This is a genomic window from Micromonospora sp. LOL_014 (genome assembly GCF_048060245.1).
GTDB lineage: Bacteria > Actinomycetota > Actinomycetes > Mycobacteriales > Micromonosporaceae > Micromonospora_E.
On sequence record NZ_JBHMIP010000023.1, the window covers coordinates 66,095 to 91,476 of the forward strand.

General features: G+C 70.4%; 25 protein-coding genes. 19 read left to right on the top strand and 6 right to left on the bottom strand.

Translation table 11 applies throughout. The features are described from left to right. Nucleotides 1–149 precede the first annotated feature (149 nt). The 9 genes from ACFHW1_RS20125 (at nucleotide 150) to polA (ending at nucleotide 10,461) form a co-directional block, all read left to right on the top strand. Nucleotides 150–1,274, top strand: a complete 1,125-nt coding sequence (locus ACFHW1_RS20125) for a branched-chain amino acid ABC transporter substrate-binding protein (RefSeq protein WP_416555643.1) — start codon at nucleotides 150–152, stop codon at nucleotides 1,272–1,274. 99 nt (nucleotides 1,275–1,373) lie between these two features. After that, nucleotides 1,374–2,324, top strand: coding sequence for a branched-chain amino acid ABC transporter permease (locus ACFHW1_RS20130; RefSeq protein WP_416555543.1), 951 nt, complete (start codon nucleotides 1,374–1,376; stop codon nucleotides 2,322–2,324). After that, nucleotides 2,321–3,430 carry a branched-chain amino acid ABC transporter permease gene (locus ACFHW1_RS20135; protein ID WP_416555541.1) on the top strand — a complete coding sequence of 370 codons (1,110 nt, stop codon included), beginning with the start codon at nucleotides 2,321–2,323 and terminating at the stop codon, nucleotides 3,428–3,430. The genes ACFHW1_RS20130 and ACFHW1_RS20135 overlap by 4 nt, the downstream gene beginning before the upstream one ends. Then, nucleotides 3,423–4,241: an ABC transporter ATP-binding protein gene (locus tag ACFHW1_RS20140; protein WP_416555539.1), complete on the top strand. Its 819-nt coding sequence runs from the start codon at nucleotides 3,423–3,425 to the stop codon at nucleotides 4,239–4,241. The genes ACFHW1_RS20135 and ACFHW1_RS20140 overlap by 8 nt, the downstream gene beginning before the upstream one ends. Beyond that, nucleotides 4,231–4,941 (top strand): ABC transporter ATP-binding protein, encoded by a 711-nt coding sequence (locus ACFHW1_RS20145; protein ID WP_281550460.1) that lies wholly within the window; start codon nucleotides 4,231–4,233, stop codon nucleotides 4,939–4,941. Before ACFHW1_RS20140 ends, ACFHW1_RS20145 begins: the two co-directional genes overlap by 11 nt. A 40-nt stretch (nucleotides 4,942–4,981) precedes the next feature. After that, the gene (locus tag ACFHW1_RS20150) at nucleotides 4,982–5,881 is read left to right on the top strand and encodes an ABC transporter substrate-binding protein (protein ID WP_416555536.1); all 900 of its coding nucleotides are present in this window, start codon (nucleotides 4,982–4,984) and stop codon (nucleotides 5,879–5,881) included. Nucleotides 5,882–6,065: 184 nt separating this feature from the next. Further along, nucleotides 6,066–6,935: an amino acid ABC transporter permease gene (locus tag ACFHW1_RS20155; protein ID WP_416555535.1), complete on the top strand. Its 870-nt coding sequence runs from the start codon at nucleotides 6,066–6,068 to the stop codon at nucleotides 6,933–6,935. Further along, nucleotides 6,935–7,720, top strand: a complete 786-nt coding sequence (locus ACFHW1_RS20160; RefSeq protein ID WP_416555533.1) for an amino acid ABC transporter ATP-binding protein — start codon at nucleotides 6,935–6,937, stop codon at nucleotides 7,718–7,720. The genes ACFHW1_RS20155 and ACFHW1_RS20160 overlap by 1 nt, the downstream gene beginning before the upstream one ends. Before the next feature lie 53 nt (nucleotides 7,721–7,773). Further along, complete coding sequence (gene polA, locus ACFHW1_RS20165) at nucleotides 7,774–10,461, top strand: DNA polymerase I (protein WP_416555531.1); 2,688 nt, start codon at nucleotides 7,774–7,776, stop codon at nucleotides 10,459–10,461. Between the two features lie 58 nt (nucleotides 10,462–10,519). Here polA and ACFHW1_RS20170 read toward each other — a convergent pair whose 3' ends face one another. The 4 genes from ACFHW1_RS20170 to ACFHW1_RS20185 form a co-directional block, all read right to left on the bottom strand. Next, nucleotides 10,520–10,900 carry a DUF3140 domain-containing protein gene (locus ACFHW1_RS20170; RefSeq protein WP_416555529.1) on the bottom strand — a complete coding sequence of 127 codons (381 nt, stop codon included), beginning with the start codon at nucleotides 10,898–10,900 and terminating at the stop codon, nucleotides 10,520–10,522. Further along, nucleotides 10,890–11,159 carry a DUF2945 domain-containing protein gene (locus ACFHW1_RS20175; protein ID WP_416555527.1) on the bottom strand — a complete coding sequence of 90 codons (270 nt, stop codon included), beginning with the start codon at nucleotides 11,157–11,159 and terminating at the stop codon, nucleotides 10,890–10,892. The genes ACFHW1_RS20170 and ACFHW1_RS20175 overlap by 11 nt, the downstream gene beginning before the upstream one ends. A 49-nt stretch (nucleotides 11,160–11,208) precedes the next feature. Next, on the bottom strand, nucleotides 11,209–11,832 hold the full coding sequence (locus ACFHW1_RS20180) for a Uma2 family endonuclease (RefSeq protein WP_416555525.1): 624 nt from the start codon (nucleotides 11,830–11,832) through the stop codon (nucleotides 11,209–11,211). A gap of 72 nt (nucleotides 11,833–11,904) precedes the next feature. Continuing rightward, a complete protein-coding gene (locus ACFHW1_RS20185) occupies nucleotides 11,905–12,699 on the bottom strand; it encodes a class I SAM-dependent methyltransferase (RefSeq protein ID WP_416555641.1) in 795 nt (264 codons plus the stop codon). Between the two features lie 516 nt (nucleotides 12,700–13,215). Between ACFHW1_RS20185 and rpsA the strand changes: the two genes are divergently transcribed. The 3 genes from rpsA to uvrB all read left to right on the top strand — a co-directional run bounded on the left by rpsA (nucleotide 13,216) and on the right by uvrB (nucleotide 18,525). Beyond that, entirely contained in the window at nucleotides 13,216–14,733 is a 1,518-nt protein-coding gene (gene rpsA / locus ACFHW1_RS20190; protein WP_278170007.1) for a 30S ribosomal protein S1, read from the top strand. 201 nt (nucleotides 14,734–14,934) lie between these two features. Continuing rightward, nucleotides 14,935–16,128, top strand: coding sequence for a dephospho-CoA kinase (gene coaE, locus ACFHW1_RS20195; RefSeq protein WP_416555523.1), 1,194 nt, complete (start codon nucleotides 14,935–14,937; stop codon nucleotides 16,126–16,128). A gap of 279 nt (nucleotides 16,129–16,407) precedes the next feature. Beyond that, entirely contained in the window at nucleotides 16,408–18,525 is a 2,118-nt protein-coding gene (gene uvrB / locus ACFHW1_RS20200) for an excinuclease ABC subunit UvrB (RefSeq protein WP_416555521.1), read from the top strand. On the opposite strand, the gene ACFHW1_RS20205 is transcribed toward uvrB, so the two are convergent. Next, the gene (locus ACFHW1_RS20205) at nucleotides 18,518–18,997 is read right to left on the bottom strand and encodes a hypothetical protein (protein WP_416615926.1); all 480 of its coding nucleotides are present in this window, start codon (nucleotides 18,995–18,997) and stop codon (nucleotides 18,518–18,520) included. The genes uvrB and ACFHW1_RS20205 overlap by 8 nt on opposite strands. Nucleotides 18,998–19,349: 352 nt before the next feature. Here ACFHW1_RS20205 and ACFHW1_RS20210 point away from each other — a divergent pair, with 352 nt between their 5' ends. From ACFHW1_RS20210 to ACFHW1_RS20220, 3 genes are all read left to right on the top strand, one after another. Continuing rightward, nucleotides 19,350–20,213, top strand: a complete 864-nt coding sequence (locus ACFHW1_RS20210) for a helix-turn-helix domain-containing protein (RefSeq protein ID WP_416615931.1) — start codon at nucleotides 19,350–19,352, stop codon at nucleotides 20,211–20,213. Continuing rightward, on the top strand, nucleotides 20,206–20,421 hold the full coding sequence (locus tag ACFHW1_RS20215; RefSeq protein WP_416555516.1) for a DUF397 domain-containing protein: 216 nt from the start codon (nucleotides 20,206–20,208) through the stop codon (nucleotides 20,419–20,421). Before ACFHW1_RS20210 ends, ACFHW1_RS20215 begins: the two co-directional genes overlap by 8 nt. A gap of 74 nt (nucleotides 20,422–20,495) precedes the next feature. Further along, nucleotides 20,496–20,729 (top strand): DUF397 domain-containing protein, encoded by a 234-nt coding sequence (locus ACFHW1_RS20220; RefSeq protein WP_416555514.1) that lies wholly within the window; start codon nucleotides 20,496–20,498, stop codon nucleotides 20,727–20,729. Nucleotides 20,730–20,827: 98 nt separating this feature from the next. On the opposite strand, the gene ACFHW1_RS20225 is transcribed toward ACFHW1_RS20220, so the two are convergent. Next, nucleotides 20,828–20,992, bottom strand: coding sequence for a hypothetical protein (locus ACFHW1_RS20225; protein WP_416555512.1), 165 nt, complete (start codon nucleotides 20,990–20,992; stop codon nucleotides 20,828–20,830). 180 nt (nucleotides 20,993–21,172) lie between these two features. Here ACFHW1_RS20225 and ACFHW1_RS20230 point away from each other — a divergent pair, with 180 nt between their 5' ends. From ACFHW1_RS20230 to ACFHW1_RS20245, 4 genes are read left to right on the top strand one after another with little or no spacing between them, the layout of a single operon-like run. After that, nucleotides 21,173–22,093: an STM4015 family protein gene (locus tag ACFHW1_RS20230; protein WP_416555510.1), complete on the top strand. Its 921-nt coding sequence runs from the start codon at nucleotides 21,173–21,175 to the stop codon at nucleotides 22,091–22,093. A gap of 20 nt (nucleotides 22,094–22,113) precedes the next feature. Continuing rightward, the gene (locus ACFHW1_RS20235) at nucleotides 22,114–23,229 is read left to right on the top strand and encodes an STM4014 family protein (RefSeq protein WP_416555508.1); all 1,116 of its coding nucleotides are present in this window, start codon (nucleotides 22,114–22,116) and stop codon (nucleotides 23,227–23,229) included. Next, nucleotides 23,226–24,056 (top strand): STM4013/SEN3800 family hydrolase, encoded by an 831-nt coding sequence (locus ACFHW1_RS20240; protein WP_416555506.1) that lies wholly within the window; start codon nucleotides 23,226–23,228, stop codon nucleotides 24,054–24,056. Before ACFHW1_RS20235 ends, ACFHW1_RS20240 begins: the two co-directional genes overlap by 4 nt. Further along, nucleotides 24,053–25,378: an STM4012 family radical SAM protein gene (locus ACFHW1_RS20245; RefSeq protein ID WP_416615928.1), complete on the top strand. Its 1,326-nt coding sequence runs from the start codon at nucleotides 24,053–24,055 to the stop codon at nucleotides 25,376–25,378. The genes ACFHW1_RS20240 and ACFHW1_RS20245 overlap by 4 nt, the downstream gene beginning before the upstream one ends. The last annotated feature ends 4 nt before the right edge of the window (nucleotides 25,379–25,382 follow it).

The window sequence follows — 25,382 nt, forward strand, 5'->3', positions numbered from 1 at the left end:
GGGATAGCGTCCCGCCCCAAGGCCGGGATAGCGGCCGGGTGCGTGCTTCCCGCAAGAGCCAATCGGCAGTGGGTGGTTCGGGCCAATTGGATCTAGGAGGGTTTCGAGCCTTGAAGCGTAATCTTGTCCGCGTGCTCGGCGGCGTCGCCATGATGGCGCTCGTCGCGGGCGGCGCCGCCTGCGGCAGCGGCGATGGCGACACCACGGAAGCTGGCGGCGATGCGTGTGGTTACAAGATCGCCTTTTTCGGGGCGCTGACCGGCCCCTCGGCGGCGCTCGGCATCAACGAGAACAACGGCGCGGCGCTCGCGGTCGAGCAGTACAACGAGGCGAACCCGGACTGCAAGGTCGAGCTGGTTGGGCTGGACTCGCAGGGCAGCCCGGACCAGGCGCCGGGCCTGGCCCAGCGGGCCATCGACGACGACAAGATGCTCGGCATCGTCGGTCCGGCGTACTCCGGTGAGTCGGAAGCGGCCGGTCCGCTGTTCGCCGAAGCCGGGCTGGTCACCATCACCCCGTCGGCGACCCGGCCCAGCCTGGCCGACCAGGGCTGGCCGACCTTCTTCCGGGGCGTCGGCAACGACCTGAGCCAGGGTCCGGCCGCCGGTGTCTACATCCGTGACGTGCTGAACGCGGAGAAGGTCTTCGTCATCGACGACCAGTCGGCGTACGGCGCCGGGCTGGCCGACGAGGTCAAGAACGTCCTCGGTGACCTGGTTGTCGACTCCGACAAGGTCCAGGGCGAGGGCAAGCAGGTCGACTTCTCCGCGACCGTCACCAAGGTGCGTTCCTCGGAGGCGGACGCAATCTTCTTCGGTGGCTACTACCAGGAGGCCGGCCTGATCCGTAAGCAGCTCACCGACACGGGCGTCACCGCGACGATGGTTGCCGGTGACGGCGTCAACGACCCGGCGTTCATCGAGTCGGCCGGAGCGGCTGCGGCCGAGGGCACCATTCTCACCTGCCCCTGCCAGCCGGCAACCGAGGCGCGGGGTAGCTTCGCCGCCGACTACGAGGCGCTGCACGGCAGCCAGCCGGGCACCTACAGCGACACCGCCTACGACGCGGCGAACATCATGCTCGAGGGCATCAAGGAGGGCAACACCACCCGCGAGGCACTGCTCGAGTGGGTGCGTGGCTACGAGGGCGAAGGCGTCGCGGCCAGCTACAAGTTCGACGAGAAGGGCGAGATGGACGTCAACCAGGTTGTCGTCTGGGCGTTCAAGGTCGTCGACGGCGAGGTCGTGGCGGACCAGGAGATCCCCAAGCCCTGATCCGCCCGATCGGCGAGATCAGCTGTCTAGCGGGTGCGGCCGGGAGCACGCTCCCGGCCGCACCCGACTCTTTTCCCAGCCCTCGATGGAGCACCCTCCTTGGACGTCAACGGACTGCTCTCGAACTTCGGAGAGCTCACCACGACCGGCTTGACACAGGGCGCCATCTATGCCCTGGTCGCGCTGGGCTACACGCTGGTCTACGGCGTGCTCAGACTCATCAACTTCGCCCACTCCGAGGTCTTCATCGCCGGCGCGTTCGCCGCGCTGTGGACCTGGGGCGCGCTCGGCCTGACCCAGGACTCGGTGGTCAGCGGAGTGGGCCAGATCGTCTTCTACTTCCTGATCGCGATGGTCGCCGCGGCGCTGGCGTCGGCAGCGACCGCGACCCTGGTCGAACGGGTCGCGTACCGGCCGTTGCGCAAGCGCAACGCGCCGCCGCTGGCCTTCCTGATCACCGCGATCGGCGCATCCATCGTGATGGCCGAGGCGTTCGGGATCTACACCCGGCGGTTGCCGCAGGGCCTGCCGACCATCGTCAGCAACGAGACGTGGTTCACCGTCGCCGGCGTGCCGGTCAGCATCGTGCAGGTGCTGACCGTCGTCGCGGCGCTGGGCATGATGATCGGCCTTGACTTCTTCATCAACCGCAGCCGAATGGGCCGGGGCGTGCGGGCGGTCGCCCAGGACCCGAACACAGCCGCGCTGATGGGGGTCAACAAGGACCGGATCATCATGATCATCTTCGTGATGGGCGGCCTGATGGCCGGTGTCGCCGGCCTGCTCTACAACGTCCGCATCGGGGTGCTCACCTACAGTGTCGGTTTCCTGCTCGGGCTCAAGGCGTTCACCGCCGCCGTGCTCGGCGGGATCGGCAACCTGCGCGGTGCGCTGCTTGGCGGCTTCCTGCTCGGCGTGGTCGAGAACTACGCCTCCGGCCTGTTCGGTACGCAGTGGAAGGACTTCGTGGCCTTCGCCGTGCTGGTCGTCCTGCTGATGTTCCGGCCGACCGGCCTGCTCGGCGAATCCCTGGGGAGGGCGCGGGTATGACCAGTCTGCGGACCAAGCTGCACGACGCACGCGGCCAGCTCGCCGACCGCTGGCACCAGATGCCCAAGTGGACCCGCTGGGTGCTGATCGCCGCCGTGGTGGTGTTCTTCTACGCCCTGCCCAACGAAGGCTTCTATCAGCACCTCGGGCCGATCCCGACCACCGAGTCCAACTTCGGTCAGGTGCTGTTCACCGTCTCCATCTACGTGCTGCTGGCGGTCGGGCTGAACATCGTGATCGGTTTCGCCGGCCTGCTCGACCTCGGGTACTTCGGCTTCTTTGCCGTCGGGGCGTACACGGTCGCGGTGCTCACCTCACCCAGCAGCGACCTCCAGACGCTCTGGCAGTGGGAGATGGCGCTGCCACTGGCGATCGGCATCACGATGATCTCCGGTCTGATGCTCGGCACCCCGACCCTGCGGCTGCGCGGCGACTACCTGGCGATCGTCACCCTCGGCTTCGCCGAGATGATCCGGATCGCCGCGGTCAGCTCCGAGTTCCTCAAGGGCCAGCGCGGGCTCAACCAGATCCCGCACCCGCCCGGCGAGTACGCCGACGGCAAACCGGTCTTCGGCGTACTCGATGCCCGCCCGTACTACTGGCTGGTGCTCACCCTGATCATCGTGGTGGTGATCCTGGTCAGCAACCTCAACCGCAGCCGGGTCGGCCGGGCCTGGGTCTCGATCCGGGAGGACGAGGACGCCGCCCAGCTGATGGGGGTGCCCACCTTCAAGTTCAAGCTGTGGGCGTTCGCCATGGGCGCGGCGATCGGTGGCCTGGCCGGCGCGTTGTTCGCCGGCAAGCAGAACTTCGTCAGCTCGCAGAACTTCGAGCTGCTCAACTCGATCATCATCCTGGCGGCGGTGATCCTCGGTGGCTCCGGCAACATCGTCGGCGCGATCGTCGGCGGCGGCCTGGTGGCGTACCTGATCGAACGCTTCCGGGGCATCGAGATGTTCGGCATCGAACTCTACGAGTACCGGTTCCTGGTCTTCGGCCTGACTCTCGTGGTCATGATGATCTTCCGGCCGCAGGGCCTGATCGCCAACCGGCGACGATCCGCCGAGTTCAAGGACCGCCGTAAGGAGGTGGCCGTCGGTGGCTGACACCGAAGCGACCGGGACCGGCCCGACCGCCGCGACCCGCGAACCCCTGCTCGAGGTCGACCACGTCACGCTGCGCTTCGGCGGCGTGGTCGCCCTGGACGACGTGAACTTCACCCTCTACAAGGGCGAGATCCTCGGTCTGATCGGACCGAACGGGGCCGGCAAGACGACCTGCTTCAACGCGATGACCGGCATCTACCGGCCGACCGAGGGCGAGATCCGGTTCCGCGGTCAGCGGATCACCGGCAAGAAGCGCCACCAGATTACCAAGATGGGCATGGCCCGGACGTTCCAGAACATCCGGCTCTTCCCCGAGATGACCGCCCTGGAGAACGTTCAGGTCGGCGCGGACGCCCACCACAAGACCAGCGTCGTCTCGGCGATGCTACGGCTGCCGAGGCACTGGCGCGAGGAACGTGACGGCCGGGAGAAGGCCCGCGAGCTGCTGGACTTCGTCGGCATCGGCCACCGGATCAACGAGATGGCCCGCAACCTGTCGTATGGCGAACAGCGGCGGCTGGAGATCGCCCGGGCGCTGGCCACCAGCCCGGCGCTGCTCTGCCTCGACGAGCCGGCGGCCGGGTTCAACCCGGCGGAGAAGGAGGAGCTGCTCCAGCTGATTCGGCAGATCCGCGACCGGGGCGTCACCGTGCTGCTGATCGAGCACGACATGCGTCTGGTCATGGGGGTCACCGACCGGATCGTGGTGCTGGAGTTCGGAAAGAAGATCGCCGAAGGCCTGCCCGCCGAGGTGCGGGACGACCACCGGGTGATCGCCGCCTATCTGGGAGTGCCCGACGATGTTGCTTGAGATCGACGACGTCAGCCTGCTGTACGGGCGGATCCAGGCGCTGCACGGCATCAGCCTGACGGTGAACGAGGGCGAGATCGTCGCCCTGATCGGTGCCAACGGCGCCGGCAAGTCCACCACCATGCGGGCGATCTCCGGCATCCGGCCGATCGCCGCCGGGCGGATCACCTTCGACGGCGAGGACATCTCCAAGCTCCGGGCCGACCTGCGGGTCCGGCGCGGACTGTGCCAGGCACCGGAGGGCCGGGGCATCTTCCCCGGCATGACGGTGCTGGAGAACCTCGACATGGGGGCGTACACCCGGCGCGACCGCGCCGGTATCGCCGCCGATCTGGACCGGGTGCTGGGCCTGTTCCCCCGGCTGGCCGAGCGCCGCAGGCAGCACGGCGGCACGCTGTCCGGCGGCGAGCAGCAGATGCTCGCCGTGGGCCGCGCGCTGATGAGCCGCCCGAAGCTGCTGCTGCTCGACGAGCCGTCGATGGGGCTCGCCCCGATGCTGATCCAGCAGATCTTCGACATCATCGTGGAGATCAACCAGCAGGGCACCACGGTCCTGCTGGTCGAGCAGAACGCCCAACAGGCGTTGTCCCGGGCGCACCGCGCGTACGTGCTGGAGACCGGTCGGATCGTCAAGTCCGGCACCGGCGCCGACCTGCTGCACGACCCGGCCGTCAAGGAGGCGTACCTCGGTGTCGCCTGACCCGGCACCGGTACGACCCGACCACCCCCTCGGAGGAAACGTGACCACCTCACATCACCGGATCCGGCGGGCCGCCGCCGGCTTCGCCGGGGCGCTCGCTCTCCTGCTGGCCGTCGCCGGCTGCGGTGAGCAGGACAGCGTCGAACAGCCCGGCGGCGACGCGCCGAGCGCGTCGGCCGACGACGAACTGGCCGCGCTCGTCCCCGACGAGATCAAGGCCGACGGCAAGATCCTGGTCGGCGTCGACGCGACCTACGCTCCGGCGGAGTTCCTCGACACCGACGGAAGCACCGTCATCGGGTTCGACGTCGACCTGTTCAACACCGTCGCGGGCAAGCTCGGCCTGACCACTGAGTACGTGCCCAGTCAGTTCGACGACATCATCCCCGGGGTGATGTCCGGCAAGTACGAGATCGGGGTCTCCTCGTTCACCATCAACGACGAGCGCAAGGCCCAGGTCGACATGGTGTCGTACTTCTCGGCCGGCACCCAGTGGGCGTCGCGGGCCGGGGAACCGGTCGACCCGGACGACGCCTGCGGCAAGCGGGTGGCGGTCCAGGCCGGCACCGTGCAGGTGGAGGACATCGAGGCCCGCTCGGCGGCGTGCGTTGACGCCGGTGACCCGGAGATCGTCATCGAACAGTTCCAGGGGCAGGACCAGGCGACCACCTCGGTGGTCTCCGGAAAGAACGACGCCATGCTGGCCGACTCGCCGGTCTGCGCGTACGCGGTTCAGCAAACCAACGGCGAGCTGGAACTGTCCGGCGACATCTACGACTCGGCGCCGTACGGCTACGTGGTGGCCCAGGACCAGACCGGGTTCGCCGAGGCGTTGGCCGAGGCGCTTGACGCGATCATCGCCGACGGCGGCTACGAGCAGGCGCTGAGCAACTGGGGCGTCGAGGCGGGCGGGATCACCGACCCGGCCGTCAACCCCTGAGCCCCGGCTGCCGATGTCCGCGGCCAACCCTTCCTCCCCGGACGGCGTGACGCCGTCTGGGGAGGCACCCCCACCCGGGCCGCCCTCGCCCGAGTCCGGGCCGCCTCCGCGTGGGTCCGGGCCGCCTCCGCGTGGGTCCGGGCCGCCGGAGCCGGCCCGTGACCGACCCGAGCCGATCCGGGCGGTGCCGGTGCGCCGGCCGGGCCGCTGGTTGGCGGTCGGCGTGCTCGCCGTACTCGCCGCGATGTTCGTCCACCTGCTGGTCACCAACGACCGGTTCCAGTGGACGTTCATGGTCGACAACATGTTCCGGCCGCCGATCGTCGAAGGCGTGCGGACCACCATCACGATGACCCTGCTCGCGATGGTGATCGGCGTCGCGCTCGGGGTGCTGGTCGCGGTGCTGCGGCTGTCCGGCAACCCGGTCCTGGCCGGCGTCGCCTGGCTCTACACCTGGTTCTTCCGGGCGGTACCCCGGGTGGTGCTGCTGGTGCTCTTCGGCAACCTCGGCATCCTCTGGGAACGGCTGGAGTTCGGGCTGCCGTTCGACCGGCAACTCGGCGCGCTGTTCGGCGTCACCGACTTCGAGGCCCGGATCTGGGGCTTCGACGCCCGGACCGCGATCAGTGGTTTCGTCGCCGGCCTGCTCGGGCTGGCGCTGTCCGAGGCCGCCTACATGGCGGAGATCGTCCGCGCCGGCATTGGCTCGGTCGACCCCGGCCAGGCCGAGGCGTGCGCCGCGCTCGGCATGAGCCAGGGTCTGACCCTGCGTCGGGTGGTGCTGCCCCAGGCGATGCGGGTGATCGTGCCGCCGACCGGAAACGAGACCATCGCGATGCTCAAGGACACCTCGCTGCTGGCCTTCGTACCGGTCACCAACGAGCTGTTCTTCCAACTGTCGGCGGTCGGCTCGCGGACCTTCCAGGTCTTTCCGATGCTGGTCGCCGCCTGCCTGTGGTATCTGGCGCTGACCAGCGTGCTGATGGTCGGCCAGTCCTTCGTCGAACGGCGGTTCTCCCGCGGCTTCGGCACCGTTGCTGCGAAGGGGACCTGATGACCGCGCCGCCCGTCGGGTCGGACACCCTGATGGTGCACGCCGAGAACGTGCACAAGTCGTTCGGCTCGGTCGACGTGCTCACCGGGGTGGACCTGGCGGTCCGGCCCGGTGAGGTGTGCTGCGTGATCGGGCCGTCCGGCTCCGGCAAGTCGACCTTCCTACGCTGCATCAACCACCTGGAGAAGATCGACGCCGGGCGGATCCGGGTGGACGGGGAACTGGTCGGCTACCGGCAGCGGCGCGGCAGACTGCACGAGCTGCCCGCCCGGGAGGTGGCCGCGCAGCGCCAGCAAATCGGCATGGTGTTCCAGCGGTTCAACCTGTTTCCGCACATGACCGCGCTGGACAACGTGATGGAGGCGCCGCTGCGGGTCCGCCGCCAGCCCCGGCCGGCGGTCCGTGAGCTGGCGGCGGCGCTGCTGGACCGGGTTGGTCTGGCGGACCGGGCGGACGCCTACCCGGGGCAGCTGTCCGGCGGGCAGCAGCAGCGGGTGGCGATCGCCCGCGCGCTGGCCATGCGGCCCAAGCTGATGCTGTTCGACGAGCCGACCAGCGCGCTGGACCCGGAACTCGTCGGCGAGGTGCTGGACGTGATGCGGGACCTGGCCCGGGACGGGATGACGATGATCGTGGTGACCCACGAAATCGGTTTCGCCCGGGAGGTCGGTGACTCGCTGGCCTTCATGGACGGCGGGGTGGTGGTCGAGTCGGGCGTACCCCGGCAGGTCCTGGCCGACCCGCGGCACGACCGGACCCGAGCCTTCCTCAGCAAGGTGCTGTGACCCTGCCGAGCCGCCCGGCACGGTGTCGTACCCCACGACTAGAGTCGCTTGACGTGACCGACGATGCGCCCCGCCTGCTGCTGCTCGACGGCCATTCGCTGGCCTACCGGGCGTTCTTCGCGCTGCCCGTGGAGAATTTCTCCACCAGCACCGGCCAGCCGACCAACGCGGTCTACGGCTTCACCTCGATGCTGATCAACGTGCTGCGTGACGAGCGGCCGACCCACATCGTGGTCGCCTTCGACGTGTCCCGCCGGTCGTTTCGCACCGAGCGGTACGCCGAGTACAAGGCCGGCCGATCGGAGAGCCCGACCGACTTCGCCGGCCAGGTCAGCCTGGTCCAGGAGGTCCTCGACGCGCTGCGGATCCCGTTCGTCAGCAAGGAGAACTACGAGGCCGACGACATCATCGCCACGCTGGCCTGCGAGGGCCGCGACGCCGGGATGGACGTGCTGATCTGCACCGGCGACCGGGACGCCTTCCAGCTGATCGACGACCGGATCACCGTGCTGTACCCGCGTAAGGGCGTCTCCGACCTGGCCCGGATGGATCCGGCGGCGGTCACCGCCCGGTACGGGGTCGGCCCGCAGCACTACCGCGACCTGGCCGCCCTGGTCGGCGAGTCCAGCGACAACCTGCCCGGGGTGCCCGGGGTCGGTCCGAAGACCGCCGCCAAGTGGATCAGCCAGTACGGTGGGTTGGACGGCGTCGTCGCCCAGGTCGACAAGATCAAGGGCAAGGCGGGGCAGAGCCTGCGTGAGCGCCTTGCCGACGTGCTGCGCAACTACGAGCTCAACCGGTTGATCGCCGACCTGGAGCTACCGGTGGCAACCGCCGACGCCAAGTGGACCGGGTGGGACCGGGAAGCCGTCCACCAGGTCTTCGACAGCCTGCAGTTCCGGATCCTGCGGGACCGGCTCTACCAGTACCTCGACGCCGTCGAGCCGGAGGCCGAAGCCGGCTTCGACCTGGCCGGCGAGGTGCTCGGCGCTGGGGCGGTCGCCCCCTGGCTGGCCGAGCACGCCCCGGCCGGCGCCAGCGTCGGCGTCGCGGTCGCCGGCAGCTTCGGCCGGGGCACCGGCACCCTGACCGCGATCGCGGTGGCCACCGCAGTCGGGGCCGCCGCCTGGTTCGACCCGGCCGCGTTGGACGCCGCCGACGAGGCGGCGGTCGCCGGCTGGCTCGCCGACGACCGGCGGCGCAAGGTGCTGCACGACAGCAAACCGGCCCGGCTGGCGTTCGCCGCGCACGGCTGGTCGCTGGACGGCATCGACCGGGACACCGCGCTTGCCGCCTACCTGGCCCGGCCGGACCAGCGCTCCTACGACCTAATCGACCTGGCGCTGCGCTACCTGCACCGGGAGCTGCGGGTCGACGCCCCGGACGACGGCCAGCTCACCCTCGACGGGCTCGGCCCGCAGAGCGAGGTCGAGCAGAACCTGATGCTGCGCGCCCGGGCCACCCTCGACCTGGCGGCGGCGATCGACGCCGAGCTGGCCCGCGACGGGGACGCCTCCACCCGGCTGCTCGCCGACGTCGAGCTGCCGCTGGTCGAGGTCCTCGCCGGCATGGAGCAGGCCGGCATCGCCGCCGACACCGAGTACCTGACCGAGCTGGAAGCGCAGTTCGCCGCCGAGGTCAAGGCCGCCGCCCAGGCCGCGTACGGGGTGATCGGGCGCGAGTTCAACCTCGGCTCGCCCAAGCAGCTGCAGGAGATCCTCTTCACCGACCTGGGGCTGCCCAAGACGAAGAAGATCAAGACCGGTTACACCACCGACGCCGACGCGCTGCAGTGGCTGTTCGCCCAGACCGAGCATCCGCTGCTGGCCCACCTGCTGCGCCACCGCGACGTGGCCCGGCTCAAGTCGACCGTCGACGGGCTGCTCAAGTCGATCTCCGACGACGGCCGGATCCACACCACCTTCAACCAGACGGTGGCCGCCACCGGTCGGCTCTCCTCCACCGACCCCAACCTGCAGAACATCCCGATCCGCACCGAGGAGGGCCGCCGGATCCGGCGGGCGTTCGTGGTCGGGGCCGGCTACGAATCGTTGCTGACCGCCGACTACAGCCAGATCGAGATGCGGATCATGGCGCACCTGTCCGGCGACGAGGCACTGATCGACGCATTCAACTCTGGCGAGGACTTCCACGCCGTCACCGCCGCGTCGGTGTTCCAGGCGCCGTTGGAGTCTGTCGACGCCGAGCAGCGTCGGCGGATCAAGGCGATGAACTACGGGCTGGCGTACGGGCTGAGCGCCTTCGGCCTGTCCCAGCAGCTCGGCATCGCCACCGACGAGGCGAAGGCGCTGATGGAGGAGTACTTCCGCCGGTTCGGTGGGGTCCGTGACTACCTGCAGGCGTTGGTCGGCCAAGCCCGTCAGGACGGCTACACCTCCACCATCCTCGGCCGCCGTCGTTACCTTCCTGACCTGGTCAGCGACAACCGGCAGCGTCGGGAGATGGCCGAGCGGATGGCGCTCAACGCCCCGATCCAGGGCTCCGCCGCCGACCTGATCAAGGTGGCGATGCTGCACGTCGACACCGCACTGCGCACCTCGTCGTTGCGGTCGCGGATGCTGCTGCAGGTGCACGACGAACTGGTTTTCGAGGTGGCGCCGGGGGAGCGGGCCGAGCTGGAGAGCCTGGTCCGCCGCGAAATGGGCGGCGCCCACCCGCTGTCGGTGCCGCTGGAGGTCTCCGTCGGGGTCGGCACCGACTGGCACACTGCAGGGCACTGACCGCCCGGTGACCCGACTCCGAACGGGCCGGCCCGCACCGACCGCGGCCAGCCGCCGGTCACGCCTTCAGCGGGTCGTGGCCCCAGTTCATCAGCGAGTGCCGCCACCGGGTGTCGCTGACGTCGCCGGACGGGCGCTGGGCCAGGTGCCGGTGCACGTACCCGACCACCTTGCGCATGTGGGCGTAGTCGTCGTCGGACAGCGCCTCCCGCTTGGTCCGTAGCAGGTCGACGATTCGGCGGCCGGAGGCGTGCCCGACCGACTCGCCGCCGTCGTGGTGCTGCCCGGCGGCGGTCGACTCCGGGGTCCGCAGCCACTTCTCCAACTCACCCGGGCTCATGTTGACCGCTTCGACGAACTCCCGGTACGCGGCGGCGCCGTCGGAGGTGTCGGTCCGGGTCGGCCGGTGCCCGGCGGTGCGGGTGCGGTCACTCGGCACGGCGCAACGCCTCCGGCTTGTGTACCGCGTCGCGGCCGGACTTGTCGCTACGGACCCGGTACTGCGGATGTTCCGGATCGGCGACCACGGTACGTCCGGCGGACTTCCGCCGGGTGGTGATCTCCTCTTCGACGGTGCCCGGCACGGTCACCCCGTGGCTGCGCCAGTTGACCCGGTCACCGGGTCGGGGGTGCTCGACCGGTCGGCCGGGCCGCTGCTCGGGCCGGTCGCCCTCGCGGGGGCGTTTGTTCCTCGCCATGGCGGCCGGGTACCCACTGGCCGGGCCGGCAATCCCGGCGGGCCGGGATCTACGGGGTGATCTCGGAGATCGGCAGCTTCACCGGGAACGGGGCGTCGAGTTCGAGCAGATCGGCGGACTCGGCGACGAGGGCGTACTCCCGCTCGCCGCTGGCGCCCGGCCGGTCGCCGAGCTGGTAGGCGTAGATCCGCACCGGGTTCTGCTCGACCCGCCAGTAGTGGCCGATGCCGACGGCGGCGTACCCGGCGGGCCGGTGGAACCGGTCCCGGCGGCGGGTGGCCGGTGAGACCACCTCGACGACCAGCAGCACCTCGTCGGGGGTCAGGTAGTGCCGGTCGCGGCTGCCTTCGGCGCGGTGCAGCAGCACGTCGGGCTCGTAGGTGTTGCGTGGCCCGACGGCGACCCCGACCGCCTGGGTGGCCCGGTAGCCGTCCGGCGCGTGCCGGCGCAGCCAGGCGCAGAGCAGGGACGAGATGTCCTGGTGGTCGAGAGTGGGGGAGGGAACCACGGTGAGGACTCCGTCGAGGAGTTCGACGCGGGGGGCGTCGGCGGGCAGGGCGAGGACGTCTTCGATGCTGTAGTCAGCCAGCTGCTGCCGGACCGGGTCCGGCTGCCACGGTGCGGTCCGCGCCCCGCCGGACGCTGCGGCAGGATGGATCGGCTCGGCGCTCACCCGGTCAGCGTACGGTCGTCGGGGTGTTGGCGAGGGCCGGCGACCGGTGCGGCGCGGCGCGCGTCGGCCGTCTCAGCCAGCCGTGGGCGGCCGGTCGGCGACGAAGATCGCGGTGCCGGGGAAGAGCCGGCCGCGCAGCGGACTCCACTGCCCCCAGATCTGTTCGTGCCCGTCCGGCCACGGTGGCTCGACGACGTCCAGCAGCCGGAACCCGGCGGCGACGAGTTCCCGGACCCGGTCGCCGAGCGTACGGTGCTGCTCGACGTAGCTGGGCGTGCCGTCGTCGTCGGTCTCCACGTACGGTCGCCGGTCGAAGTAGGAGTGCACCGCGACCAGGCCGCGCTCGCCCGGGTCGTCGAGGAAGATCCAGCGCATCGGGTGGGTGACGGCGAAGACCCAGCGCCCGCCGGGGCGCAGCACCCGGTGCACCTCGCGCATCACGGCGGCCGAGTCGGCGACGAACGGCACCGCGCCGAACGCGGTCCAGACGGTGTCGAACGCGGCGTCGACGAACGGCAGCGTCAGTGCGTCGGCCTGGACCAGCGGCACCCGTACGCCGGTGCGGTCGGCCCCGGCGACGGCCTGGCGCAGCATGCCCGCCGACAGGTCCAGGGCGACGGTACGGGCACCCTGCCGGGCGAGCCACCGGCTGCCGGCGGCGGCCCCGCAGCCCAGTTCGAGCACCCGCCGCCCGGCGACGGCGCCGAGCAGCCCGGCATCGGCCTCCCGCAGCCCTTCCGGGCACCAGCGCAGCTCGGCGTCGCCGAGGAACCCGCCGTGCTCGGCCTGGTAGGCGTCGGCGTCGGAGTCCCACCAGCGTCGGTTGGCCTGCCGGGCCTGCTGATCGGTGACCTCGTTCCTGGTCACTCTGAGTTGGTCGGAATCCGGGAGGAGGTCGGAGTCCGGCCCGCCGTCGGGTCCGCCGCCGGGCGTGGGCGTCGCGGTGGTCACGGCGCAGACAGTACGGGCAGCGCCGCGTGGGAGCGTTACCGGCCCGGCGTGCTAGGCTTGGCGGCCCGCGAAACAGCTGTGATCTCCGTCACGGCGTGCCTCTGAAAGCGCGGGAATCCCCGCCTGTGGGTCCGATTTTTCCCAACCACCGACATGCGCGCCCCGATAGCTCCCGGGAGGGCTTGCACGCTGTGGTAATGCAACCGGTAGGCTAGTCGATGCGCTCGCGGATCGTGTGCCTCGGCAGGGAGCAGGTCCGCGGTCGGCGGTTACATCCGATGATGGCAGCGGCGGTCGATGATCCCCTCGGTCACGGTCGGTGACGAAGACGTCATCGTCGCGGTGTGCCCGCCGGCGGATCCGTGAGCCATGCCAGGTCACCGCAACGACAAGCCAGCAGTGACACCCATCCGATCCGGAGCAACCGCCCACATGACGAGCAGCATCGAGGCCACCTCGAGCGCCCCCAAGGTCACCGTCGACGACCTCGGCACCGAGGAAGCCTTCCTCGCGGCGATCGACGAGACCATCAAGTACTTCAACGACGGCGACATCGTGGAAGGTACCGTCGTCAAGGTCGACCGGGACGAGGTCCTGCTCGACATCGGCTACAAGACCGAGGGTGTCATCCCCTCGCGCGAGTTGTCGATCAAGCACGACGTGGACCCAGCCGACGTTGTCTCGGTGGGCGACCACATCGAAGCCCTTGTCCTGCAGAAGGAGGACAAGGAAGGCCGGCTGATCCTGTCGAAGAAGCGCGCCCAGTACGAGCGCGCCTGGGGCACGATCGAGAAGATCAAGGATGAGGACGGGGTCGTCCGCGGCTCGGTCATCGAGGTGGTCAAGGGCGGTCTGATCCTGGACATCGGGCTGCGTGGCTTCCTGCCCGCATCGCTGGTGGAGATGCGCCGGGTCCGTGACCTGCAGCCGTACGTCGGCCGCGAGCTCGAAGCCAAGATCATCGAGCTGGACAAGAACCGTAACAACGTGGTTTTGTCCCGCCGGGCCTGGCTGGAGCAGACGCAGTCCGAGGTGCGCACCGAGTTCCTCAACAAGCTGCAGAAGGGCCAGGTCCGCAAGGGCGTCGTCTCCTCGATCGTCAACTTCGGTGCCTTCGTCGACCTCGGCGGGGTGGACGGTCTGGTGCACGTCTCCGAGCTGTCCTGGAAGCACATCGACCACCCGTCCGAGGTGGTCGAGGTCGGCCAGGAGGTCGAGGTCGAGGTGCTCGACGTCGACCTGGACCGCGAGCGGGTCTCGCTGTCGCTCAAGGCCACCCAGGAAGACCCGTGGCGTCAGTTCGCCCGGACCCACGCGATCCAGCAGATCGTGCCCGGCAAGGTGACCAAGCTGGTGCCGTTCGGTGCGTTCGTCCGCGTCGACGACGGCATCGAGGGCCTGGTGCACATCTCCGAGCTCGCCGAGCGGCACGTCGAGATCCCCGAGCAGGTCGTCCAGGTCGGCTCCGACGTCATGGTCAAGGTCATCGACATCGACCTGGAGCGTCGCCGGATCTCGCTGTCGCTCAAGCAGGCCAACGAGGGCTTCGTCGAGGGCGAGGAGCACTTCGACCCGACCCTCTACGGCATGGCCGCCACGTACGACAACGAGGGCAACTACATCTACCCCGAAGGCTTCGACCCGGAGACCGGGGAGTGGCTGGAAGGCTTCGACAAGCAGCGGGAGACCTGGGAGCAGCAGTACGCCGAGGCCCGCAACCGCTGGGAAGCGCACACCCGGCAGGTGCAGACCGCCCGGGCCGCCGACGCGGACGCCGCCGCCAACCCGGCTCCGCCGGTCGCCGCCCCCGCGGGCGGTGGCGGTGGCGGCGGTGGTGGGGCCACCTCCAGCTCGACCCCGTCGCGGGCCAGCGAGGAGCCGGCCGGCACCCTCGCCACCGACGAGGCGCTCGCCGCGCTGCGGGAGAAGCTGGCCGGCGGCAAGAGCTGAGGCCTCATAGCAACACCGGTTGACACAGACAGCGGTCCCGCCGGGCGTAATGCCCGGCGGGACCGCTGTCTGTCGTGGCGTACCACTGTCTGCCGCGCCCACTGTGCGGCCCGACCCTGTGGGACCACCCACTGACCCGAACTGGCGGACACGAGCCCCCCGGCGGACCGGCCGGGCAGCCGATCCGGTTCACTGGGCGGCATGCTGAGGGTAGGTCTCACCGGCGGCATCGGCGCCGGCAAGAGCGCCGTCGCCAACCGGCTCGCCACACACGGCGCGGTGATCGTCGACGCCGACCGGCTCGCCCGGGAGGTGGTGGCGCCCGGCACCGACGGACTGGCCCGGGTCGTCGCGGCCTTCGGGCCGGACGTCGTCGCCAACGACGGTGCCCTGGACCGGCCCGCCCTAAGCGCCCGGGTCTTCGCCGACCCGGCCGCCCGGCGCCGGCTGGAGGAGATCGTGCACCCGCTGGTCCGGGCCCGTACCGCCGAACTCACCGCCGCCGCCCCGACCGACGCGGTCGTGGTCAACGACGTGCCGCTGCTGGTGGAGACCGGGCTGGCCGCTACGTACCACCTGGTGGTCGTGGTGTCGGCGGCCGAGACGCTGCGCGTCGAACGGCTGACCCGCGACCGGGGGATGGCACCCGACGACGCGCGGGCCCGGATCCGCGCCCAGGCCGACGACGCGCAACGCCGCGCCGCCGCCGACGTGCTGCTGGCCAACGACGGCCGCCGCGACGACCTCACCGCCGCCGTCGACCGGCTCTGGCGCGACCGGCTGGTGCCGTACGAGGCGAACCTGCGGGCCGGCCGGCCCGCGCCGCGCCCGCCGCGGGCGGTCCTCGCTGAGCCCGACCCGACCTGGCCGGAGCAGTTCGACCGGCTGGCCGCCCGGGTGCGGCGGGCGGTCGGCGACGACCGACGGGTCGACCACATCGGCTCCACCTCGGTGCCCGGTCTGCCGGCCAAGGACGTCATCGACATTCAGCTCACCGTAGAGTCGCTGGACGATGCCGACGGCTGCGCCACCGCCCTCGCCGCCGCCGGGTTCCCCCGGGTTTCCGGCGACTGGTGGGACAACCCGCGCCGCGACCCGGGCACCGGCCAGCCGGGTGAACGCTGGCCGAAGCGGCTGCACGGCAACGCCGACCCCGGCCGACCGGTCAACCTGCACGTGCGGGTCGCCGACTCACCGGGCTGGCGCTACGCGTTGGCGTTCCGCGACCACCTGCGCGCCGATCCGGGCGAGCGGGCCGACTACCTGGCGACCAAGCGCCGGCTGACCACCGACCGGCCGACCAGCCGGGAGTACGCCGAAGCCAAGGAGCCGTGGTTCGACCAGGCGTGGCCGCACCTGCTGCGGTGGATCGAGGAGACCGGCTGGCAGCCGTGACAGGACCAACCGGCGGGGATGAGTAGGTGGGGCGCTCGCGGCGGCCGGGTCACGCGGGGCGTGACAACTCCGGGTGCGCTCACCGGCTGGCGCCAGGGCAGCTACCCGAACATCCGGACCCGTGGCGCGCCGGGATGGGCGCTGCCGGTGGTCCGCGCGGCCGCCGCGAGCGGCCTACCCTGCAACGGTATCGCGGGTGAGGCAACCCACACAATGACAATATCGATGCCGATCGGCGACCGGCGGCACTCTGTCGGACCCACGGCGTAGGTTGGGGCCATGGCGCTCGACATCCCGCGACTGGACGGCCGTTTCCAGGTCGTCAGCGACTACTCGCCGGCCGGCGACCAGCCGGCAGCCATCGACGAGCTTGAGCGCCGGGTGCGTCGTGGCGACCGGCATTCGGTGCTGCTCGGCGCGACCGGCACCGGTAAGAGCGCCACCACCGCCTGGCTGGTCGAGCGGTTGCAGCGGCCGACCCTGGTGATGGCCCCCAACAAGACGCTCTGCGCCCAGCTGGCCAAGGAGTTCCGCGAGTTGATGCCGCACAACGCGGTGGAGTACTTCGTCTCCTACTACGACTACTACCAGCCCGAGGCGTACATCCCGCAGACCGACACCTACATCGAGAAGGACTCCTCGATCAACGAGGAGGTGGAGCGGCTGCGCCACTCGGCGACCATGTCCCTGCTGACCCGCCGCGACGTGATCGTGGTCGCCACCGTCTCGGCGATCTACGGCCTCGGCACCCCGCAGGAGTACCTCGAACGCGCGGTCAAGGTCACCGCCGGCGCCGAGCAGGACCGCGACTCGCTGCTGCGCCGCCTGGTCGACATCCAGTACGCCCGCAACGACCTGTCGTTCAGCCGGGGCACGTTCCGGGTCCGCGGCGACACCCTGGAGATCATTCCTGCGTACGAGGAGCTGGCGGTCCGGATCGAGTTCTTCGGTGACGAGATCGAGCGGCTCTACTACCTGCACCCGTTGACCGGCGACGTGGTGCGCGAGGTCGACCAGCTGCTGATCTTCCCGGCCACGCACTACGCCGCCGGGCCGGCGCGGATGGAGCGGGCGATCCGCGACATCGAGGCCGAGCTGACCGACCGGCTCGCCGAGCTGGACCGGCAGGGCAAGCTCCTCGAGGCGCAGCGGCTGCGGATGCGCACCACGTACGACATCGAGATGATGCGCCAGGTCGGCTTCTGCTCCGGCATCGAGAACTACTCGATGCATATCGACGGGCGCGACTACGGCAGTCCGCCACACACCCTGCTCGACTACTTCCCGGACGACTTCGTCACCGTCATCGACGAGTCGCACGTGACGATCCCGCAGATCGGCGGCATGTTCGAGGGTGACGCCTCCCGCAAGCGGATGCTGATCGACCACGGGTTCCGGCTGCCCAGCGCCGCCGACAACCGGCCGCTGCGCTTCGACGAGTTCCTGGAACGGGTCGGCCAGATGGTGTTCCTGTCCGCCACCCCCGGGCCGTGGGAGCTGGAGCAGGCGGCCGGCGAGTTCGTCGAGCAGGTGATCCGCCCCACCGGCCTGGTCGACCCGCAGGTCAAGGTCAAGCCGACCAAGGGCCAGATCGACGACCTGATGCACGAGATCCGGCTGCGCACCGACCGCGACGAGCGGGTGCTGGTCACCACGCTCACCAAGAAGATGGCCGAGGACCTCACCGACTACCTGCTGGAGCACGGCATCCGGGTGCGTTACCTGCACTCCGAGGTCGACACGCTGCGCCGGGTCGAGCTGCTGCGCGAGCTGCGCAAGGGCGACTACGACGTACTGGTCGGCATCAACCTGCTCCGCGAAGGCCTGGACCTGCCCGAGGTGTCGCTCGTCGCGATCCTCGACGCCGACAAGGAGGGCTTCCTGCGCAGCGGGCGGTCGCTGATCCAGACCATCGGCCGGGCCGCCCGTAACGTTTCCGGCGAGGTCCACATGTACGCCGACAAGATGACCCCGTCGATGACCGACGCGATCGACGAGACCAACCGGCGTCGGGCCAAGCAGGTGGCGTACAACGAGGCCAACGGCATCTCGCCGGAGCCGTTGCGCAAGAAGATCCACGACATCCTCGACGACATCTACCGGGAGGCCGACGACACCGACGGCGCGCTCGCCGGTCGGTCGGTCGGCGGCTCCGGACGGCAGATGTCGCGCGGCAAGGGCCCGGTGCCGGAGACCCGCAGCAAGGGCCGGGCCGCCGCCACCCCGTCGAGTGCCGGCATGGCCCGCGCCGACCTGGCCCAGCTGATCCAGGAGCTCAACGACCAGATGCTCAACGCCGCCCGCGAGCTGCAGTTCGAGCTGGCCGCCCGGATCCGCGACGAGATCTCCGAGCTGAAGAAGGAGCTGCGGGCGATGGACGTCGCCGGCGTCAGCTGAGCCGATCACCGGGGATGAGCTGGGCCAGCTCCGCGCCGGGGCGCTGGTAGGCCCGCCAGAGCAGCCCCCAGGTGTCGTCGAGTCCTGCCTCGTCGTCGCGCTGCTGCTCGGCGGGATCGTTGTCGGGAGCTGCCTGCCTGAGCGGTGGTGTCGCCTGGGCAGGTGGGGAAGGCCAGCCCGGCTCGCCGGGGCGGATCAGCTCCAGCTCACCCCATTGCAGGTAGAACGTCCAGGCGTCCTCGACCGTGCGGAAGATGCCGACCTCGCGGATCTCCCGCTGCGGGTGCCGGAAGTAGACCAGTGCCTCGTCGGCGTACTCCAGACCCCACCCGACGGCTGGAAACTCAGGCGCCCCGTCCACCGGGTCGACCGGCTCGATCAGCAGGAACTGCGTGGGCGGTGAGGTTCCGTTCATGACTTCCTCCAGGTTGTCTTCGCTGAGAATCACAGTCGCGGTGCGTTCGGCAGACACGCCGTGAGTCTCGGTTGGGGGAGCTTGACCTGCCGGTGTCGGTGCCGGCTACCGGCCTTACGCCGGGCCGGGCTGACCGCGCCGCCGAGTCGCGGGATGTCGAGCCTCATGTATGTCAGTCAACACCAACAGACCCTAAACCGCAATACTGCGAAACAAGGGGTGCGGACCATGGTGTGTGGATCAGGTCATCGTGACAAGGGATTTGATGCTCGTATACCGTGATCAACGGACTGTGGCGAACGCCGTCTAGGTCGGACCGTGATGATCCACGCGGAACGACTAGGCTGCAGGGTGGGAGGGACGAATGACCACAAGGAGGGGCACCGCTGGGCCCGACGGCTCGGGCTCGATGGCCGCGCGCAGGAGGCTCGGACGGCTGTTGACCGAACTGCGCGAAGCCAAGGCCATCACGCAGGGCGCGGCGGCCGAGTACATCGAGCGCGTGCCCTCCACCCTCTATCGGATAGAGACCGGCAAGCCAGGGGTCCGCATCCGGATCAAGCAGGACATCCATGGCCTGTGCGAGCTGTACGAGGCCGACGCCGCCACCCGCGAGGCGCTCGTGCAGCTCGCCGAGACGACCAAGGTCAAGGGCTGGTATCAGCCCTACCACGAGCTTTTGGCGCAGACGAACTTCGACTCGTACATCGGTCTGGAACAGGACGCGAGCGAGATCGACACCTTTGAGTCGCAGCTTGTGCCCGGCCTGTTGCAGACCGAAGGGTACGCTCGCGCGCTGGTCAGCGTCCCAGACAACAGGGAACGAGACGGTGACGAGATCGAGCAACGGGTCCAGATGCGGCTGCGCCGGCAGGAGATCCTGACCCGGCCGAATCCCGTTCGGCTGGACGCCGTGCTGGGTGAGTCGGTGCTCCGGCAGGTGGTCGGAGGCCCTGCGGTGATGACCGAACAGCTTCGGCACCTCGCGACCATGAGTGAGCGGCCGAATATCACGGTGCGTGTGCTACCCTTCACGGCTGGACTCCACGACGGGTTGGTGTCCGGCAGCTTCGTGATCCTGCGGTTCCCCGACGGCGTCGAGCCACCGGTGGTGTACTCGGACGTTCTTCTGGGAGGACTCTGGTTCGAGGAGCCGAGCGAGGTCACCCGGTTCGACCGTGCGATGACCAGTATCAGCGACAGCGCCCTGGATCAACCTGCCTCCAAGGACATGATTCACCAGGCAGTTAAGGAGCTATCCCGAGATGTATGACCTGACCGGAGCGGTGTGGCGCAAGTCCAGCCGCAGCAACAACAGCAACAACTGCGTCGAGGTTGCGACCGGCGTGCCGAGCTGCGATGGGATTGTCGCCGTACGTGACAGCAAGGAGAAGGGCGGCCCAGCGCTGGCCTTCTCCCGCGACGATTGGAAGGCGTTCCTCGCCAGCGCCCATGCGGGCCACTTCGACCTGAAGGAGTGACGATGGCGTGTCCACTGACATCTTCCACCTCAACTACGTCTGGTTCCTCGGCCGGGCCGACCCCAGATGAGCCGATGCGTTGGCACAAGAGCAGCCGCAGCAACGCCAATGGAAACTGTGTCGAGGTCGGCGCAGCTGGGCGGACGGGCTGGCGCAAGAGCAGCCGCAGCAACGCCAACGGTGACTGTGTCGAGGTCGCCCCGGCTGATGGGGTCGTCGCGGTCCGCGACTCCACCGATCCGACCGGTCCGCAGCTCGCCTTCCCCGCTACCGCCTGGCGCTCCTTCGTGGACAGCCTGCGCGGCTGAGGTCGTGCGGGCGAAGCCCTACTACCGTAAGGGGCGGCAGCGTGGCGCCGCCAACCGATCGCCTGGCTCGCCGACCGGGTAGACGGTCGAGTGCCCGGTCACGACTCAGGGGCGCCGCCGACCCCTTCGATCAGCCGCACGATCTGCGCCACCCCGGCCTTGATCTCCGCCGCGTCAGCCTTGTGCTCGGCGTAGTGGTCGAGCTGTGTCGCCCGCAACGCGGACAGAACCCTGGTGTGCCTGCACAACTCCGCCCGGCTCATGACGTCGATTGTCCCAGATCCGGCGAGCCTCACACCCCAACGGGGCCAGGGTCAGCTTGACCTCGGCCCGGGCGTTGCACGGGAGGCCGGTGTTGAGGCGTCGACACGGGCAGCGCGGCGTCGCACCGGGTTGCTATCGTGCCGGGTCCGCAGCCCCACGCCCTCCCCGGAGCACCGTCGATGACCATCAACGAGCACATCACCCACTTCGCCGGACTGCCGGTGGTCGACTTCGACCCGCAGACGGCGGCGCAGCACACCGGCACCCCGGTCGCCTGGCGGCTCAGCACGTCGGAGGAGGACGAGGTCGAATTCGCCCAGCTCTTCGCCACCTGGCTGGACACCGTCGACCCGGCGAGCGTCGAGACGCTGGTGACCGGCGACTGGGGCGAACCGTGGGACGTCGCGTTCCCGCTGGAGCTGCTGGTCGACGCCGCGCCCCGGCTGACCAACCTGCGGGCCGTCTTCCTCGGCGAGATGACCTTCGACGAGTGCGAGATCTCCTGGATCCTGCAGCCCGACGTCACCCCGCTGCTGGCCGCCTACCCGGCGCTGCAGGTGCTGCGGGTACGCGGCGCGATGTCCCTGCAGTTGCAGCCCGTGCGCCACACCGGGCTGCGGGAGTTCGCCATCGAGTCCGGCGGGCTGCCGGCCACCCTCACCCGCGCCGTCGCCGCCAGCGACCTGCCGGCCTGCACCCACCTGGAACTGTGGCTGGGCACCCCCGACTACGAAGGTGACACCTCAGTGGACGACCTGGCGCCGATCCTCGACGGCACCCGGCTGCCCGTGCTGCGTACCCTCGGGTTGCGCAACGCCGAGATCGCCGACGCGGTCGCCGCCGCGCTGACCGCGGCGGCGGTGGTGCCCCGCCTGGAAACCATCGACCTGTCGTTGGGCACTCTCGGCGACGACGGTGCCACCGCCCTGCTCGCCGGGCAGCCGCTGACCCACCTGCGCCGACTCGACCTGCACCGGCACTACCTGTCCGACGCGATGATGGTCCGACTGCCGGCCGCGCTGCCCGGCGTCGACATCGACCTGAGCGACCAGCAGGAGGTCGACGCGCACCGGGGGCGGTACGTCTCGGTCGGCGAATGACCGGTTGTTAACCTCACCCGATGAGCCACACCACGCCGCTGGTCGTGGTCGGCAACCCGGGCAACCGGCGGGTCGGGGCGTTCCGTGCCGCCGCGCACGCCGCTGGCCTGCGGGTTCGGGTGCTGTCCTGGCGGGAGCTCGCAGCCGGGGACGAGGTCGCCCTGCCCGGCGGGGCGACGGTGCGGATCGACTCGCCCGGCGAGGACTCCGAGGCGGACCGGCTGCTGCGCGGCGCCGACCGGCCGCTCGACCACGGCGAGATCAGCGGCGGTGCCGCCTGGTACGCCGGGCTGCGCGCCGCCCTGGGCCGGCTCACCGACGCCGCCCGGCGGGCCGGCGCGACCCTGCTCAACGACCCGGCCGACATCGCCGTGCTGTTCGACAAACGGGCCGGGCATCGGCGGCTGGCCGCCGCCGGGGTGGCGCAACCGGTCATCCTGGACACCGCACCCAGCGACTGGGCGCAGCTGCGTACCGCTCTGTCCGACGTCGGCTGGGCCCGGGTCTTCGTCAAACCGGTGCACGGGTCGTCGGCGTCCGGGGTGCTCGCCCTGCACGTGCACGGCCGGCGGGTGCAGGCGGTCACCTCGGTCGAGCTGGCTGACGACGGGCGGCTGTTTAACTCGCTGCGGGTGCGGACCTACCGCACCGAGCGGGAGGTCGCCTCTATCGTGGACCAGCTGGCACCGGACGGGTTGCTGGTGCAGCGCTGGTTTTCGAAGGCCGGCCTGCACGGCCGGGTCGTCGACCTGCGGGTGCTGGTGATCGCCGGGGAGCCGGGCCACCTCGTGGTACGCAGCAGCGACGGCCCGCTGACCAACCTGCACCTGGGCAACCGGCGCGGTGACCCGGCGGCGGTGCGGGCGGCGCTCGGCCCGCGCCGGTGGGCGGCGGCGCTGGCCGACTGTGTACGCACGGCCCGCTGCTTCACCGGCAGCCTGCACGTCGGAGTGGACCTGATGATCGGCAGTGACTGGCGGCGGCACGCCGTGGCGGAGGTGAACGCCTTCGGGGATCTGCTCCCCGGTGTGCGCGACGCCGCCGGGCGGGACAGCTACGCTGCCCAACTGCATGCCATACGTACCGGCCAATTCGCCGCCTGGCGGACCACGGCCGCGATGGGGAGGTCGGCATGAAGGACCTGATCGGCAGCCACGACCTGCTGTTCGTCACGCTTGACACGTTGCGCTACGACGTGGCGGTCGAGCTGCTCGCCGCCGGTCGGACACCGCAGCTGGCCCGCGCGCTGCCCGACGGGCAGTGGCAGCGCCGGCACAGCCCGGCCAGCTTCACCTACGCCGCACATCAGGCGTTCTTCACCGGTTTCCTGCCCACCCCGGCCGAACCGGGCAGCCACCCCCGGATGTTCGCCGCGGCCTTCCCCGGCAGCGCCACCACCGACGAGCACACCTGGGTGTTCGACGCACCCGACCTGGTCACCGCGCTGCGCAAGGAGGGCTACCACACGGTGTGCGTGGGCGGTGTCGGGTTCTTCAACCGGTCCTCGCCGCTGGGCGCGACCCTGCCGGGACTGTTCGCCGAGGCGCACTGGGAGTCGGCGTTCGGGGTGACCGCGCCCGGCTGCTTCGAGGCCCAGCTGGACCGGATCGCCGAGGTCGTCCCGGCCGTCCCCGCCGACCAGCCGCTGTTCCTGTTCGTCAACGTGGCCGCCATGCACCAGCCGAACCGGCACTACCTGCCGGGCACCGAACGCGACAACCGGGACAGCCACGCCGCCGCCCTGGAATACGTCGACCGGCACATTGGGCGGTTGTTCGCGCTGGCCAGCTCCCGGGGCCGGCCCTGCCTGACGATCATCTGCGCCGACCACGGCACCGCGTACGGCGAGGACGGACACAGCGGGCACCGGGTCGGCCACGAGGTGGTGTGGACGGTGCCGTACGCCGATTTCGTGATCGCCCCCGGCGACTGGTCCGACGCCGCGACGCCGGACCCGACGTGACCGTCGCGGACCTGGACGCCTCGCCGTACCAGGGCTACCTGTACGGGTATCCGCACAAGACGGCGTACCGGCCGCTGCGGCCGCGTCCCGCGCTGGCCGACGTCTGGTCCGGGCAGCGCCGCACGAAGCTGTTCTGCTACCTGCACCTGCCGTTCTGCGAGATGCGCTGCGGCTTCTGCAACCTGTTCACCCGGGCCAACCCGCCGGCCGGGCAGGTGGCCGCCTACCTCGACCAGCTGCGCCGCCAGGCGGTACGGGTGTCCGCCGCGCTCGGCGACGACGCCCGGTTCGCCCGGGTCGCCGTCGGCGGCGGTACGCCGACCTACCTGGACGCCGACGAGCTGTCCACGATGTTCGACCTGGTCGACAGGTTCCGGCCGGCGGGCGTACCGACGGCGGTGGAGACCTCACCGGCCACCGCCACCCCGGACCGGCTCGCGGTGCTCGCCGCCCGCGGCACCACCCGGATCAGCATCGGGGTGCAGAGTTTCCTCGACGCCGAGGCGCGGGCCGCCGGCCGGCCGCAGCGTCGCGTCGAGGTCGAGCGCGCCCTGGCCGCCATCCGGGACCAGCCGATCCCGGAGCTGAACATCGACCTGATCTACGGCATCCCCGGCCAGACCGATGCCACCTGGGCGCAGTCGCTCGACGCGGCGCTGCGCTGGGAGCCGGAGGAGATCTACCTTTACCCGCTCTACGTCCGCCCACTGACCGGCCTGGCCCGCCGCGCCCCGGCCGACCTGCCTGATCCACAGTGGGACGCGCAACGGCAGGCGCTGTACCGGCACGGCGTCGACCGGCTGCGCGCCGCCGGCTACCGGCAACTGTCGATGCGGCACTTCCGTCGCGCGTCGCTGCCGGCCGTCGACGCCCCGGCGTACTCCTGCCAGGAGGACGGGATGGTCGGACTCGGCTGTGGCGCCCGGTCCTACACCAGCGACCTGCACTACTCGTTCGACTATGCGGTCTCCGTCGGGCAGGTGCGGGCGATCATCGACGACTATCTGCGCCGGCCGGAGTCCGACTTCGACGTCGCCGAGGTGGGTTTCCGGCTGGACCGCGACGAGCAGCGCCGCCGCTGGTTGATCACCTCGCTGCTGCGCGCCGACGGGTGCGACCAGGCGGCGTACGCGGCGCGGTTCGCCACCCGGGCCGTCGACGATTTCCCGCAGCTGGCGACGCTGGTCGACCGGGGCTGGTTGACGGTCACCCCGGATCGGCTGGCGTTGACCGGGTCCGGCCTGGCCCGCAGCGACGCGATCGGCCCGTGGCTGGTCTCGACCGGGGTCCGGGCGGCGATGGTCGGCCTGCCGGCCCGGTGAGCCG